Here is a 15,911-nt window from a genome sequence, read left to right on the forward strand (position 1 = left end):
CGGCCTCCGTCATGACCACCCAACCCTTGCAATTCCTGCGCCGCGGCCAGCCCGTGGCGCTGGGCAATGTACCACCCGACCGCACGCTGCTGGAGGTGCTCCGCGAAGACCTGGGCAACACCGGCACCAAGGAAGGCTGCGGCGAAGGCGACTGCGGCGCCTGCACCGTGGTGCTGGGCGAGGCGCGGGACGGCAAGGTGCACTACAGCGCCATCAACAGCTGCATCCGCCTGGCGCACTCGGTCCACGGCATGGCGCTGTGGACGGTGGAGGACCTGGCGGAAGACCCGTTGATCCAGCCGGTGGGCGACGCGGCCCCCGCCGCTCGGCAGTCCATCACCTTGCATCCAGCGCAGGAAGCCATGGTCCAGTGCCACGGCTCCCAATGCGGCTTCTGCACACCCGGTTTTGTGATGAGCCTGTTCGGCATGTACCAAAACCATGTGTGCAACGGGCAGCCGATCACCCGTGAACTGGCTCAAGAAGAACTCTCCGGCAACCTGTGCCGCTGCACCGGCTACCGCCCCATCCTGGACGCCGCGCAGCAGATGGCGGCCTTGCCCGCGATGGCGGTGAACGAACCTCTATTGCTACAAAAACTAGAGCTACTAGCGCTTACCCATCAAGCGCTAGAGGCCAATTCTTCTTATATTTCACCCGCCACACTGCCCGACCTGCTGGCCGCGCGGGCGGCACACCCAGCGGCGCAGGTGGTGGCAGGTTGCACCGATGTGGGCCTGTGGGTGACCAAGCAACACAAACAATACGAACGCATCCTGGACGTGACCCGCGTGGCCGAGCTGCGGCAGATTCAGCAAGGCGCGCACGACATCACCATCGGCGCCGCCGCAACGCTGACCGACGCCTTTGCGGCACTGACGGCGCAGTGGCCGCAGCTGCACACCTTTGCCACGCGCTTTGCGGGCCTGCCCGTACGCAACTCGGGCACGCTGGGCGGCAACGTGGCCAACGGCTCGCCCATTGGCGACTCGATGCCGCTCTTGATCGCCCTGCGCGCCCAGATGGTGCTGGCCAGCGTTCGCGGCGAACGCGCCATGGCGCTGGAAGAGCTGTACACCGGCTACCGGCAGAACGTGATGGCGCCGGACGAGTTGCTGGTGCGCATCGTGGTGCCACGGCCCAGCGTGACCGAGGCACTGCGGGCGTACAAAATCTCGAAGCGCTTTGACGACGACATCTCCGCAGTGTGTTTGGTGATCAACCTCGACATCGAAGCCAACGTGGTGCGCCGCGCCAGCATCGGCGCAGGCGGCGTGGCCGCCACCCCGGCCCGCGCCCGCCAGACCGAAGCCGCGCTGGTCGACCAGCCATGGAACGCCGACACCGTCGCCCGCGCCGCGCAAGCGCTGCAAAGCGAGTTCAACCCCATCTCGGACATGCGAGCCAGCGGCGCCTACCGCCGCACGGTGCTGGCCAGCCTTCTGCAGCGCTTCTGGCTGGAAAGCCAGGGCGAAGAGGCGGTGAGCGTGGAGAACTTCCGCCTGGAGGAATCGGTATGAACCAGCGCGAGATTCCGTCCAACGGCCTGTCCATCAGCCGGGACGCGGTGGACGACCCGGCCGCCGCCGCTGCTGATGCCCATGCGGCCGAGCCCCTAGCCGCCCCGCAGCCCAGCGCCCCCGCCAGCACGCGCGCCATGGGCCAGTCGCACATCCACGAAAGCGCACGCGCCCAGGTGGCGGGTGCGGCCCACTACATCGACGACCTGCCCGAGGTAAAGGGCACGTTGTACGCGGCGCCCATCCTCTCCACCGTGGCCCACGGCACTTTGAACGGCGTGGATGCCAGTGCCGCCCTGGCCCTGCCCGGCGTGCGCGGTGTGGTGCTGGCGGCCGACGTGCCCGGCGACAAGCTGCTGGCCGCCTTTGCGCACGACGAGCCCGTGTTTGCCTACGACACCGTGCAGCACATCGGCCAGGTCATCGGACTGGTGGTGGCTGACTCGGTGATGCAGGCGCGCCGCGCGGTTCGGGCGGTGAAGCTCGACATCACGCCGCTGCCCGCCGTGCTCTCGGTGCACGACGCACTGAAGGCCAAGAGTTACGTGCTGCCGCCCGTGTTTGTGCGCCGGGGCGACGCCGCCACCGGCCTCGCGCAATCGGCGCACCGCCTGCAAGGCGCCTTCGAGGTGGGCGGGCAAGAACATTTCTACCTGGAAGGCCAGATCGCCTACGCGCTGCCGCTGGAGCAAAAGCAGTGGTCGATCTACTCCAGCACCCAGCACCCCGGCGAGGTGCAGCACTGGGTGGCGCACGCTTTGGGCGTCGACAACCACGCAGTGAAGGTGGAATGCCGCCGCATGGGCGGCGGCTTTGGCGGCAAGGAAACCCAGGCCGGCCACCTGGCCGTGTGGGCCGCCGTGGCCGCCCACAAGTTCGGCCGCGCCGTCAAGCTGCGGCTGGACCGGGATGAAGACTTCATGGTCACCGGCAAACGCCACCCGTTTGCGTACGAATACGACGTGGGTTTTGACGCCACCGGCCGCATCACGGGCCTCAAACTGCAGATGGCGGCCAACTGCGGTTTCAGCGCCGACCTGTCGGGCCCCGTGGCCGACCGCGCCGTGTTCCACAGCGACAACGCCTATTACCTGAGCGACGTGGAAATCGCCTCGTACCGCTGCAAGACCAATACGCAGAGCCACACCGCATTCCGGGGCTTCGGCGGCCCGCAGGGTGTGATCGTGATCGAAGCCATCCTGGGCGACATCGCCCGCGCTTTGGGCCGCGATGCGCAGGACGTGCGCATGGTCAACCTGTACGGCAAGGACGCAGCCGATGGCCGCAATGTCACTCACTACCAGATGACGGTGGAAGACAACATCCTGCACGCGCTGATGCCCCAGCTGGAGCGAAACGCCGACTACCGCCAACGCCAGGCCGACATTGCCGCGTGGAATGCGCTGCAGCCCGTGCTCAAGCGCGGTCTGGCCATCACACCCGTCAAGTTCGGCATCAGCTTCACAGCCACCTTGTTCAACCAGGCCGGCGCGCTGGTGCATGTGTACACCGACGGTAGCGTGCAGGTGAACCACGGCGGCACCGAAATGGGCCAGGGCCTGCACACCAAGGTGGCGCAGATCGTGGCCGACGAGCTGGGCGTGCCGCTGCACCGCGTACTGGTGACGGCCAGCGACACCAGCAAGGTGCCCAACGCCAGCGCCACAGCGGCCAGCAGCGGCACCGACCTGAACGGCCGCGCCGCGCAGTTTGCAGCGCGCAATGTGCGCGACAACCTGGCCTCGTTTGTGTGCGGGCTGGACGGCTGCGGTGCAGGCGCCATTGAATTTTCGGGCGGGCAAATCACCTCGCCCAAAAAGGTGCGCGCGTTTGACGATGTGGTGAAAGAGGCCTACGCCAACCGCATCCAGCTGTGGAGCGACGGCTTTTACCGCACGCCCAAAATTCACTACGACAAGGCCACGCTCACCGGCCGCCCGTTTTACTACTTCAGCTACGGCGCCGCCTGCTCCGAGGTGGTCATCGACACCCTCACCGGAGAGAGCCGCGTGACCCGCGTGGACATCCTGCACGACGTGGGCCACAGCATCAACCCGGCCATCGACATTGGTCAGATCGAAGGCGGCTTTGTGCAGGGCATGGGCTGGCTGACGACCGAGCAGCTGGTGTGGAACGAGAAGGGCCACCTCGCCACCCACGCACCGAGCACCTACAAGATCCCGGCGACCGGAGACATCCCCGCGCACTTCAAGGTGGCGCTGTGGCCCGAGGCCAATAGGGAGGACAACGTAGGCGGCAGCAAGGCCGTGGGCGAGCCGCCGTTCATGTTGGCGATCAGTGTGTACGAGGCGCTGCGCAATGCGGTGGCTGCAGGGCGCGGGGTGGAGTCGGACGCTGCGGCGCCGGTGGTATTGACGGCGCCAGCGACTGCGGAGAATGTGTTGCGGGCGTTGGGTAAGTTAGGGGAGTGAAGGGCTCGGGCCCCTTCGCACGATCCACCGCCCGATCCAGCTGAGCTTATCGAAGCCTTGCGCTGATCGTGTCTCATGCCTTTGCGCAGGGCGGAGGCATGGGTGTGCGCCCGCCGGCGCAGTCACTTTTTCTTGCGTCCGGTCTGAAAAGGCGACGCAAAAGAAAGAAACTTGGCCTCCGGGGCGACGATCCGCCCCCCCGCCCTCACCCCAAGCATGCGTTCCTAACCAGCACGCGCGCCCAGGGTTCGGCAAGCTCCGCCCGAACGAGTAGCGGGAAGACAAAAAACCATAAAAACAATAGCTACTAGCGCTTATTCCATAAGCACTACAGCCCATTTCGACCCTTAAACCCCAGCCGCCCCCTGCGGCACATGGTTCCGCAACAGCCACTGCGTCTCCCGCGTGGCGTCGGTGTCCGGGTGCCTTGACTCCAGTGTGGCCAGCACTCGCAAGGCCATGTCCACGCGGTTCATGCCCTGCAGCAGCACGCGGGCGACCAGCTCGTAGGCGGCGGGCACGCTTTCGTGGTCCTTGAAGCGGCGGTCAAAGCCCTGCAGCAGGTCCAGCGCGTCTTTGGCCTCGTTCGCATGCCAGGCGGCTTTGGCGAGGTTCAGCGTGGCGTTGGCATCTTGCAGCGCAAACTCGGCGTTTTTGCTGCGGCAGGTGTGAAAGGCTTTGAGTGCTTCGCCACCGTGGCCGAACTTCAGCAGCAGCGGGATGTAGCGCTGTGCGTGGTCGAGCAGGGTGGCAGTTTTGCCTTCTGCCAGCGCCAGCACGCGGTGGTAACGGCGTTGTGCCGGCACTTCTTCGCCATGGGTGCGCTGCTCTTCATAGGCCACGGCCAGGGCGGCCACCATGTCGCCTGCGGTGACCAGCTCGGCCACCTGCGCGTCGAGGGCGTCTTGCTCGATCCGGCGCGGGCTGCGGCGGTCCACGGGGGGCGCGTCTTCGTCCAGTCCGGCGCCCGGCAGCAGGTCAATGCCAAAAGCTTCGTGGTTTTGGTACATGGCATAGCCCAGCAGGCTGGCCATGACCCAGGCGAAGTAGATGAGTACCCAGTTGATGATGGGCAGCAGAATCCAGCCACTGAAGACGGGCAGCAACATGCCCAGTGCGATGAAGGTGCCTTGGCTCAGCAAAAAGAGAAACAGGCACAGCAGCAGGTAGGGCCAGCCAATGGTGCGCACGGCGTTCCAGGCGTTGGCGGGGTTCAGGGTTTCGGTGAAGCTGCCGGTTTGCACCAGAACGATCTGTGTGGCGGGCAGCAAAAAGCACATGGCCAGCCAGGCCAAGGTGCCCAGTCCCGGGTTGATCCGCTGCAACCAACCCACTGCGATGGATTGCGCAATCAGAATCGCAAACAGTTTCCAGGGCAGGTTCTTCCATTCCGGGTCCAGTTCGGCGGGGTAGTCCTCTGCCTTGTAGATGCCGCGTGAGCCCAGGGCCGTCACTTTGAAGCCATAGCGCGATGCCGCCAGCAAAATCCCGATCTCCACGATCAGGATGCCCAGGGCGTCCGGCAAGAAGAAAAAAACTTTGTACAGCATGCTGGAGAACGCCAGCAGCATGCTGTACATCAGTGGCTTGGATTGCAGCGGAAACGTGAAGAAGGTGTTGAGCCGGTGCCAGAAGGGCGCGGGCCGTTTGGTGGGCTGGGCGGCGTTGTCGTTGCCTGGTGCTCTTGTAGCCATGGTGGTTCTCCCGCCTCCCTCCGCGGGGTGCGCGGCCTAGGCTGCGCGGATTGTGCGCGGGAGTATAGGCCGCTCACATGTGCTGGCATCTGCAGCACTTTCTCACACATTCACGCTCTGGACAGGCGGCGCAAGGTGGCGCCTGAGCGGGTGGATCGGCTACCCTCAGAACCCTTGCAGGCATGAGCAAAACACAATGAAAACAACACTTTGGAGGAAAGCCCCGGTCGGCGCAGTGATGCTGCTGGGCGGGTTGCTGCTGGCCACAAACGCGCAGGCGTTGCAGATCACCAGCTTTTCGCCCCAGGGCGAGGTGGCGCGGGTGCGGCAGGTGGTGGCCAAGTTCGATAGCGCTGCGGTCAATTTCGGCGACCCCAAGGCGCCGGCCCCCATCACCCTGAGCTGCAGTGATGCCGACGCCACCAAAGGCACGGCCCGCTGGACGGGTGAACGTGAATGGGTGTTTGACTTTGAGCGCGACCTGCCGCCGGGTGTGCGCTGCACGGCCACCGTCAAACCAGGGTTCAAATCAGCCGCTGGCGCAGAACTGACGGGCGCTAAAAGCTATCAATTCAATAGTGGCGGACCGTTTGTGCAGAACATTCGACCCGGCACCTACCAGCAGATCGACGAAGAGCAGTTTTTTGTGCTGCAGCTCAACGGCCCCGCCACGCTGGCCAGCGTGCAGGCCAACGTGTGGTGCACCGCCGACGGTGTGGGCGAGCGCGTGCCGGTGCGCCTGATTGACGGCCCACAGCGCGCCGAAATCCTCAAGACCCTGGGCCTGGACAAGCGCGCCACGCAAGACCCTTTGCAATACGCCACGCTGGCCTGCAACCGCCGCCTCACGTCAGGCTCGCGCATGCAGATCGTGTTTGGCAAGGGCGTGTCCACGCCCAGTGGCGTGCCCAATGCGGTCGAAAAACGTTTTGACTACACGGTGCGCGAGCCCTTTGCCGCCGAGTTCAGCTGTGAGCGTGAAAACGCCCAGGCCGCGTGCCTGCCCATCCGGCCCATGTCGCTGTCGTTCAACGCGCCCTTGCCGCGCAAGCTGGCAGCGGCCATTCGCCTCAAATCTGGCAAGGAAACCCTCAAGCCCCAGTTGGACGGCAGTAACGAAGGGCAGCAGGCCGATGCCGATGCTCTGGTCACCAGCGTGCAGTTTGCAGCGCCTTTGGCTGAGAACACCGCGTTCACGCTGGAGCTGCCCAAGGACTTCAAAGACGCCTCGGGCCGCCCGCTGCGGAATGCCGAGAACTTTCCGCTGAAGGTGTCCACGGGCGGCATGCCACCTCTGGCCAAGTTTGCAGCCGCCCCCTTTGGTGTGGTGGAGCGGTTTGCCGAAGGCCCCGCTGCCGACAAGCCGCCCGCGCTGCTGCCGGTGACGCTGCGCAACGTGGAAGCCGCCCTGCGCGTACAAGGCCTCCAACCCGGAGCCGCTGCCGCTGCGGCCCCCGCCGGCAAGGTCAGCACCCTCAAGCCGCGCACCGATGCCGACATCATTGCCTGGTTCAAGAGGGTGCAGCGCTACGACAACTACGTGGTCAACCGCAAGCAGGCGCGCCAGGACGTGACCGGCCCGCTGCCCCAGGTGCTGGACAACGACAAGGACTATGTGCAGTCGCGCATGCTGTCCTTGCTGGCAGGCAAGGGCGGGGTCAAGACGCTCGACTTGCCCAAACCCGCCAGCACCGACCCGCGCCCGTTCGAGGTGGTGGGCATTCCGCTGTCGCCGGGCTTCCATGTGCTGGAGATTGCCTCGCAAAAGTTGGGTAGCTCGCTGCTCGACGAGCGCCATGGCGATACCCGCATGATGTACGTGCGGACGTCTGCCCTGGTGACCAATCTGGGCGTGCACTTCAAGCTGGGCCGCGAAAACGCGCTGGCCTGGGTCACCACGCTGGACAAGGGCCAGCCGGTGCAAGGCGCCACGGTGCGGGTGTCGGACTGCCGCGGCAATGAGTTGGCCAACGCCACCACCGACGCGCAGGGCGTGGCCCGTATTGAAGGCATTTCGTCCGACCCCAGCCGCTGCAGCGACGGGGGCGACTACGGCGATGGTGGCAACGCCTATTTTGTGAGCGCACGCCAGACGGGCACCGATGGCGTGGAGGACATGGCCTTTACCTGGAGCGACTGGCAACGCGGCATCGAGCCCTGGCGCTTTAACGTGCCCACGAGCAGCGAACCTCGCCCGGACGAGCGGGCCCACACGATTTTTGACCGCACCCTGTTCCGCGCGGGCGAGACCGTGTCGATGAAACACGTGCTGCGCTCTGAAACCCGCCAGGGTTTTGCGTTGCCCAAATCGCGACCTGGCACATTGGTGATCACGCATGTGGGTAGCGGCCAGCAGTTCACCCAGCCGCTGGCTTGGCGCGACACCGCATCGGGCGGTCTGAGTGCACAGAACACCTTTGCCATCCCGCCCGCCGCCAAGCTGGGGGTGTACCAAGTGGAGCTGCGCAACGAGTCCGGCAACGAGCGCAGCTTCGGCTCGGGCGAGTTCCGGGTGGAGGAGTTCCGCCTGCCGGTGCTGGAGGGGCGCATTACCCCCACCGACAAAAAAGCGCTGGTACGCGTGCGCTCGGTGCCCACCGATGTGCAGATCAACTACGTGGCCGGTGGCGGGGCCGCCAACCTGCCCGTGCGGGTGTCGGCCATGGTGCGCGGCAAGTCGCTGCAGTACAGCGACTACGAAGTTTTTAGCTTCAACCCGCCGCGCAAGCGCGAGCAATCGAACGCCAACAGCGACGACGAAGAAGCCACGGCCAGCCAGGATGCGCGCGTGATTGCCGACAAGCTGCCCCTGACGCTGAACAAGGATGGCGCGGGCAAGGTCACCATCGACAACGTGCCCCAGGCCCGCCAGCCACAAGAGCTGCTGATGGAAGCCACCTACGCTGATCCCAATGGCGAGGTGCAGACCATTCGCAGCACGCAGACGCTGTGGCCCGCAGGCGTGGTGGCCGGGGTCAAGACCGAAGGCTGGGTGTCTGCCCGCCAGAAGATCCGCTTTCAGGCGCTGGCGCTGCAACACAACGGCAAGCCAGCCGCCGATACGGCGCTGCAGGTGCAGGCCATTGCGCGCATCACCACCACCACGCGCAAGCGCATGGTGGGAGGCTTCTACAGCTACGACAACCAGACAGAAACCAAAGACCTGGGCACGCTGTGCACCGGCAAGAGCGATGCGCGCGGCCTGCTGCTGTGCGAATCCAAGCTCGACGAACCCGGCGAGGTGGAGCTGGTGGTGACGGCCACCGACAAGGACGGCAATACCAGCGTGGCCGCATCGTCGGTGTGGGTCACGCGCCAGGGCGAGCTGTGGTTTGGCGGCGAAGACCACGACCGCATCGACCTGCTGCCCGAAAAGAAGAGCTACCAGCCCGGCGAGATCGCCAAGTTCCAGGTGCGCATGCCGTTCCGTTTTGCCACGGCCCTGGTGGCCGTGGAGCGCGAGGGCATCATCGACACGCAGGTGATTCAACTCAACGGCCAGGACCCGACCGTGAGCCTGAAGGTGTTGCCCGACTGGGGCCCCAACGTGTACGTGAGCGTGCTGGCCCTGCGCGGCCGCCTGCGCGAGGTACCGTGGTACAGCTTCTTCACCTGGGGCTTCAAGTCGCCGCGCGAGTGGTGGACGTCCTTCTGGTACGAGGGCAAGGAATACCAGGCGCCCACCGCCATGGTGGATCTTTCCAAACCCGCCTTCCGTTTGGGCGTGGCCGAAATCCGCGTAGGCACAGCGGCGCACCAGATCGATGTGAAGGTGACGACCGACAAGGAGAGCTACGCCGTGCGCGGTAAGGCCCAGGTCACCATCACCGCCACGCTGCCCGGAGGCAAGCCCGCCGCCAATGCCGAGGTGGCACTGGCCGCTGTGGACCAGGCGCTGTTGGAGTTGATGCCTAACACCAGCTGGAACCTGCTCGAATCGATGCTGCAGCGGCGCAGCTGGGGTGTGGAGACATCCACCGCGCAGATGGAAATCATCGGCCGTCGCCACTACGGCAAAAAAGCCGTGCCCGCAGGCGGTGGCGGGGGCCGGGCGCAGACGCGCGAACTGCTCGACACCCTGCTGCTCTGGGAACCCGCCATTCAGCTGGATGCCAACGGCCAGGCCAAGGTGACGGTGCCGCTCAACGATGCGCTGACCACCTTCAAGATCGTGGCGGTGGCCGATGCGGCCACGGGCCTGTTCGGCACCGGCAGCGCCAGCATTCGCGCTACGCAAGACCTGCAGATCATCAGCGGCCTGCCGCCGCTGGTGCGCGAGGACGACCAGTTCCGCGCCCAGATCACCCTGCGCAACACCACCAAGACGGCCATGAAGGTCGAGGTGGCGCCGCGTGCCACGCTGCTCGACCTGAAGCCACAGACCATCGACATCCCGCCCGAAGAAGCGCGGGAAGTGGCCTGGAACGTGACGGCGCCCGCGCAACTGGCGCAAACGCGCGCCGAATCCATTCTGTGGGAGATCGAAGCCAAGGACACGGTGGGCGGCGCACGCGATGCGCTCAAGGCGCGCCAGCGCATCATCCCGGCCGTGCCGCTGACGGTGCAGCAGGCAACGCTGGTGCAGGTGGACGGCAGCTTCAACCTGGATGTGAACCCACCTGCGGACGCCATCCCGGGGCGGGGCGGTCTCAAGATGTCGCTGCAACCCAAGCTGGCCGAAGGCCTGCCCGGTGTGCGCGACTGGTGGGCCCGCTACCCGTTTGCCTGCCTGGAGCAAAAGACCAGCAAGTCCGTGGGCCTGCGCGACGGCGCGATGTGGCAGACCGTGGTGGCGCAACTGCCCACCTACCTGGACAGCGATGGTCTGGCCAATTACTTCCCGCCCCGCGAAGGCGACGGCAACCGGGGCAGCGACACGCTGACTGCCTACCTGCTGTCTGCCACGCACGAGGCCGCCAGCCTGAATCCCGCGTTTGCGCTGCCGGACGAGGCCCGCGCACCTATGGAGCGGGGCCTGATCGCCTTTGTGGAAGGACGCATCCAGCGTGAATTCTGGAGCCCTCGCAAGGACCTGGACATGCGCAAGGTGGCTGCGCTGGAGGCGCTGTCGCGCTACGGCAAGGCCCAGGGCCGCATGGTCAGCAGCATCACCATTGCGCCCAACCAGTGGCCCACGCACACGGTGATCGACTGGGTCAACGTCTTGAAGCGCGTGGCCGACGTGCCCCAGCGCGACCAGCGTTTGGCAGAGGCCATGCAAATCCTGCGCAGCCGCCTGTCGTTCCAGGGCACCAAGCTCATCTTCAGCACCGAGCAGGACGACTACTGGTGGTGGCTGATGCAAAACGGCGACGTGAACACCGCCCGCCTGATGCTGGCCGTGATGGACGACCCGACGTGGAAGGACGACATGGGGCGCCTCGCCAACGGCTTCATCAGCCGCCAGCAAGCCGGTGCCTGGCACACCACCACGGCCAACCTTTGGGGCGGACTGGCACTGGAGAAATTCAGCGCCAAGTTCGAGGCCACGCCCGTCTCGGGCACCACCAAGGCGACCATGAGCGGTAACAGTGCCACCGTGGACTGGAGCAAGGTCGAACGCATCAAGACCAGCGACGTCACCGGTGCGGCGCACCAGACCACCTGGTTCGGAGCACCCGCATCGCCCGGCAACTTCAAGAACAACGACATGTTCCTGGCCTGGAGCAAGGCGGGTGGCAAGGAGAGCCTGGCGGTGGCGCACCAGGGCCCGGGCAAGCCGTGGCTCACGCTGCAGTCGGTGGCGGCCGTCCAACTGAAGGCGCCATTTGCTGCGGGCTATGCCATCAAGAAGACCATCACGCCGGTGGAACAGGCCAACAAGTCGCTGCCCGCAGGCCAGTACACGCGCGGCGACGTGTTGCGCGTGACGCTGGAGGTCAACGCCAGTGCCGACATGACCTGGGTAGCCATCACCGACCCCATCCCGGGCGGCTCCACCATTCTTGGCAGCGGCCTGGGCCGAGACTCGGCCATTGCCACACAAGGCGAGAAGGCGCGTACCGGCCCCGGCTGGCCCGCATTCGAGGAGCGCAGCTTCGAGGCCTTCCGCAGCTACTACGAGTACCTGCCCAAGGGCACGGTCAAGATGGAATACACCGTGCGCCTGAACAACGTGGGCGACTTCGCGCTGCCCCCGAGCCGTGTCGAGGCGATGTACGCGCCCGAGATGTTTGGCGAGGTGCCGAACGCACGCGTGAAGGTCGACGCAGCCAAGTGATTGGCACTGCAAGACCCCGCCCGTTCGGCTGTCATCTGCACAGAGCACCGCACCATGAGCCTCAGCGTCTTCGTCGAACTGCGGTTCTGGGTGCTGGTGGCCTTCTCGGTGGTGCTGCCCGCAGGCATCTACGGGCTGCTGCTGCGCACGCGCACCATCTCGCGCATGGCGGTGCTGGGCTTTGGCATTGCGCTGGTGCTCATCTCCGGCGTGGACGTGTATCTGCTGCAATCCCTGGCGGCTGTGGCCAAGAACACGCCCTCGCTGGCCGACGACGCGGTGTTCATCTCCGAGCTGTCGATTGCGCTCTACATCCTGCCTGTGGTGTTTGGGGGGATTGGCGTCAACCTGATTTCGCACGTGCTGCTGCGGCACCTGACCGAGGCGGAGAAGCGGTTTGATCGGGAACATCCGGATGACTGAGCGCGTGTCGCCCTGGCCCACGGTTGCCCGGTGGCGCGGCGGGCAGGCTGTGCAATGGGTTGCTGCATTTTTGATAGCTTTTAGCGCAATGCCAGCAAGCGCTATACCGTCTTTTGATGAAGTCCGCGCCGACTTCCGCCCCTCCGACACCCAAATCCTCTCGCGCGAGGGCGAGGTACTGCAGCGGCTGCGCACCGATGTCACCGTGCGGCGTGGTCAGTGGATACCGCTGGCCGACGTGTCGCCCGCGCTGCGCACAGCGCTGGTGCTGAGCGAGGACAAGCGGTTTTTTGAACACAGCGGGGTGGACTGGCGCGCTGCCTCGGCCGCTGCCTGGGGCAATCTGTGGAACCAGCGCACGCGTGGGGCCAGCACCATCACGATGCAGCTGGCGGGTTTGCTGGACGGGGACTGGCGCCAGGGCCCCGGCGGGCGCACGGTGGTGCAAAAGCTCGGGCAGACGGTGGCCGCGCAGGTGCTGGACCGGCGCTGGCGCAAGGACCAGATCCTGGAGGCGTACCTCAACCTCGTGCCGTTTCGCAGCGAGTTGGTGGGCATTGACGCGCTGAGCCGCACGCTGTTTGGCAAGGCGGCCCATGGTCTGGATGACCGCGAGGCGGCGGTGGCCGCAGCGCTGGTGCGCGCGCCCAATGCGCGGCCTGCGCTGGTGGCGCAGCGGGCGTGTGGCGTGTTGCGCGACATGCAGGCCGGCCCCGCCCCCAGTTCGTCCGCCGCTTCAACACCGCGGCGCGAAAAAGGGGCTGCACCGGTAGCGGCACCCAAAACTGCTGGCACGCCCGTCGATTGCGATGCGCTGGACATTTTCACCACCGCCGCCCTGCAGCGCCGCGCGTTTGACGCGAGTGAAGGCGTGGCGCCGCACTTTGCGCGCTATCTGTTGCGCCAGCGCTTCAAGGACGGGGCGGTGGTGCCCGAACGGGTGCCCAGCACGCTGCGCGCACCGCTGCAGCGGTTTGCGGTGCAGACCTTGTCGCAACACCTGCGCGAACTGCGCGGGCGCAATGTGGAAGACGGCGCGGTGCTGGTGCTGGACAACGCTACGGGTGCGGTGCTGGCGTGGGTGGGCTCATCCGGCCAGCTCAGCCAGGCCAGTGAGGTGGATGGCGTGCTCGCGCTGCGCCAGCCGGGCTCCACGCTCAAGCCTTTTTTGTATGCGCAGGCGATTGCCGAGCGGCGGCTGACGGCGGCCTCGCTGGTCGACGACTCGCCCGCACACATCGCCACGGCCAGTGGCCTGTATATCCCGCAGAACTACGACCGGCAGTTCAAAGGCTGGGTGTCGGTGCGCACGGCGTTGGCCGCGTCGCTCAATGTGCCGGCGGTGCGCACGCTGGTGATGGTGTCGCCCGACGCATTCCACCGCCAACTGGGCGCGGTGGGTCTGCCGCTGCGCGAAAGCGGGGATTATTTTGGCTACAGCCTGGCGCTGGGCAGCCCGGAGGTGCCGCTGCTGCACCTGACCAACGCGTTTCGCACGCTCGCCAACGGCGGACGGGCCAGTCCTATTGCAGGTACGCTGGGCAATGGGGGGCGGCTCAGTGCGGTGTCGGTGGCAGACGCCCCACCGGGCGCCAAGCCACGTTTTACCTCGGCAGTCGATGCGCAGGCGGCGTTCATCGTGGGCGACATCCTGTCCGACGGCAACGCGCGTGCGCGCACATTTGGCACCGACAGCGTGCTGGCCACCCGGTTCTGGTCGGCCGTCAAAACCGGCACCAGCAAAGACATGCGCGACAACTGGGCGGTGGGCTGGTCCGAGCGCTACACCGTGGGCGTGTGGGTGGGCAACGCCAGTGGCGCCGCCATGCACGACGTGAGTGGCACCAGCGGTGCCGCGCCCATCTGGTCGGCCGTGATGGGTTTTTTGCACGCGCGCGAACCCAGCCGGGCGCCCAAGGCCCCGGTGGGCCTGGTTCAAGCCGCCGTGCGGTTTGGCCCTGGGCAAGCAAGCACCCCCACGTCAGCCACCCCGGCCCACACAGCCGCCGCCGTCCCGCTGGAGGCCGCCCGCCAGGAGTGGTTCATGCCCGGCACCCAGCAAGCCTTGTTTGCTATGGATACAGGAGCTACTAGCGCTTATGGGATAAGCGCTAGAGGCCAAAATGACCATAAAACCCCCATCCGCACGGCAGGCTCGACCCCTGCTGCCGCGGCCACCGCTGCCACCGCTGCCACCGGCACCGCTGCCCGCATCACCGGCCCGGCGTCCGGCACCATCATTGCGCTGGACCCGGACATCCCGCCCGCCCGCCAGCGCCTTCAGTTCACTGCCACCGGCGACGGGGTGCTGCTGTGGCGCATGGACGGCAAGCCCCTGGGCCGCGGCCCGCGGGTGGCTTGGTTGCCTTGGCCGGGGCGCCATGTGGTGCAGATCACCAATCCCGAAGGCCGGGTGCTCGATGAGATTCGGCTGGAGGTGCGCGGCGCCGGGGTGGTCGTCACACCACCAAGGGCTGCTGCGCATTGACGGCCCCATTCCTGAGGAATACGGTGTGACTTGACGGCAGGGCGCGCTCGCCCCCGTGTATAAAATGGTTACAAATTATCTCTATGCCGATCCGCCAGTTCTTTTCCCACCGCCTGATCTGGCTGGCATTGCTCGTCTCGTTGGGCATCGGGGCGCTGTTTGCACGCACCATTTGGACCATTCGCAATGACGAATGGAGTTACGCCGAGCAGACCAACGGCAATCTGGCACGCACGCTAGAGCAAGGCTTGGGCTGGGCGCTTGATTCGTTTGACAAGTCGCTGGAGGGCGTGGCGCGAGAAGTGAGTCGGCCGGAGGTGATGGAGCTGCCACCCGATTTGCGCGCTCGCGTGGTGTTTGACAACTCGCTGCGCGCGCGCGGGGCGGGCGACGTGTTCGTGCTGGATGCGCTGGGCAATTTGGTGCTGGACTCCGGCTCGCTGGTGCCGCGCAAGGCCAATTTTTCGGACCGTGATTACTTTGCGGCTTTCCAGACTCCAGGGCACCGGGGCCTGTTCATCGGCAAGCCGGTGCCCTCTCGGGTGTCGGGACTCAACATCTTGCCGCTGTCACGCGGTTACTACCACCCCGACGGCAGCTTTGCCGGTGTGGTGGTGGGGGCCATCCGCCTGAGTTATTTCAACGAACTGTTCGGCTCGCTCGACCTCGGTTTTAACAGCGGCGTCAATTTGTTCCGTCAGGACGGTGTGGTGATTTCGAGGTTTCCGTATGGCGACGCCGATGTGGGCAAAACCATAGCGGGCACTCCCAACCTGTTGCGGTTTCAGGCAGAGGGCACGGGCTCTTTTGTTGGCGTCGCCGCACTGGACGGGGTGGAGCGCTTGTATGCGTTTCGCCCTGTAGGGAACTACCCGCTGATCCTGAACGTGGCGCAGTCCACCCACAGCATTTTGGCCAAGTGGTATGGCAACGCCTGGGTGCTGGGCTGCTTCACCGTGCTGCTGATGGTGGCCTGCGTGGGACTGGCCCTGCTTTTTGTGCGCGAACTCACTTTGCGCCAGCAGGTGTCGGCCCGCTTGCGCGAGGCCGAGAACGATGTGCGCACCATCCTCAACAACATGCCGTCGATGATTGGCTACTGGGACGCCCAGCTGCACAACCGGTTTGCCAACC

General features: G+C 65.8%; 6 protein-coding genes and 1 pseudogene. 6 read left to right on the forward strand and 1 reads right to left on the reverse strand.

From position 1 onward, the window contains the following. Window positions 1-11: 11 nt before the first annotated feature. Window positions 12-1,520, forward strand: coding sequence for a xanthine dehydrogenase small subunit (gene xdhA / locus ACK41V_RS05255; RefSeq protein ID WP_409778814.1), 1,509 nt, complete (start codon window positions 12-14; stop codon window positions 1,518-1,520). Beyond that, window positions 1,517-3,952, forward strand: coding sequence for a xanthine dehydrogenase molybdopterin binding subunit (gene xdhB, locus ACK41V_RS05260; RefSeq protein WP_409778817.1), 2,436 nt, complete (start codon window positions 1,517-1,519; stop codon window positions 3,950-3,952). The genes xdhA and xdhB overlap by 4 nt, the downstream gene beginning before the upstream one ends. Before the next feature lie 347 nt (window positions 3,953-4,299). Here the strand turns inward: xdhB and ACK41V_RS05265 are convergent, their stop codons facing one another. Continuing rightward, window positions 4,300-5,646 carry a tetratricopeptide repeat protein gene (locus ACK41V_RS05265; protein WP_409778820.1) on the reverse strand — a complete coding sequence of 449 codons (1,347 nt, stop codon included), beginning with the start codon at window positions 5,644-5,646 and terminating at the stop codon, window positions 4,300-4,302. 196 nt (window positions 5,647-5,842) lie between these two features. Here ACK41V_RS05265 and ACK41V_RS05270 point away from each other — a divergent pair, with 196 nt between their 5' ends. From ACK41V_RS05270 to ACK41V_RS05285, 4 genes and pseudogenes are all read left to right on the forward strand, one after another. Further along, on the forward strand, window positions 5,843-11,866 hold the full coding sequence (locus ACK41V_RS05270; protein WP_409778822.1) for an MG2 domain-containing protein: 6,024 nt from the start codon (window positions 5,843-5,845) through the stop codon (window positions 11,864-11,866). A gap of 54 nt (window positions 11,867-11,920) precedes the next feature. Beyond that, window positions 11,921-12,289, forward strand: a complete 369-nt coding sequence (locus ACK41V_RS05275) for a hypothetical protein (protein ID WP_409778825.1) — start codon at window positions 11,921-11,923, stop codon at window positions 12,287-12,289. Window positions 12,290-12,377: 88 nt separating this feature from the next. Beyond that, entirely contained in the window at window positions 12,378-14,777 is a 2,400-nt protein-coding gene (gene pbpC / locus ACK41V_RS05280; RefSeq protein ID WP_409778828.1) for a penicillin-binding protein 1C, read from the forward strand. A gap of 83 nt (window positions 14,778-14,860) precedes the next feature. Further along, window positions 14,861-15,911 (forward strand): annotated as a pseudogene (locus ACK41V_RS05285) (sensor domain-containing diguanylate cyclase); the annotation flags it as partial.

The sequence above is a fragment of the Acidovorax sp. genome (assembly GCF_046291265.1).
Lineage (GTDB): Bacteria > Pseudomonadota > Gammaproteobacteria > Burkholderiales > Burkholderiaceae_C > Acidovorax.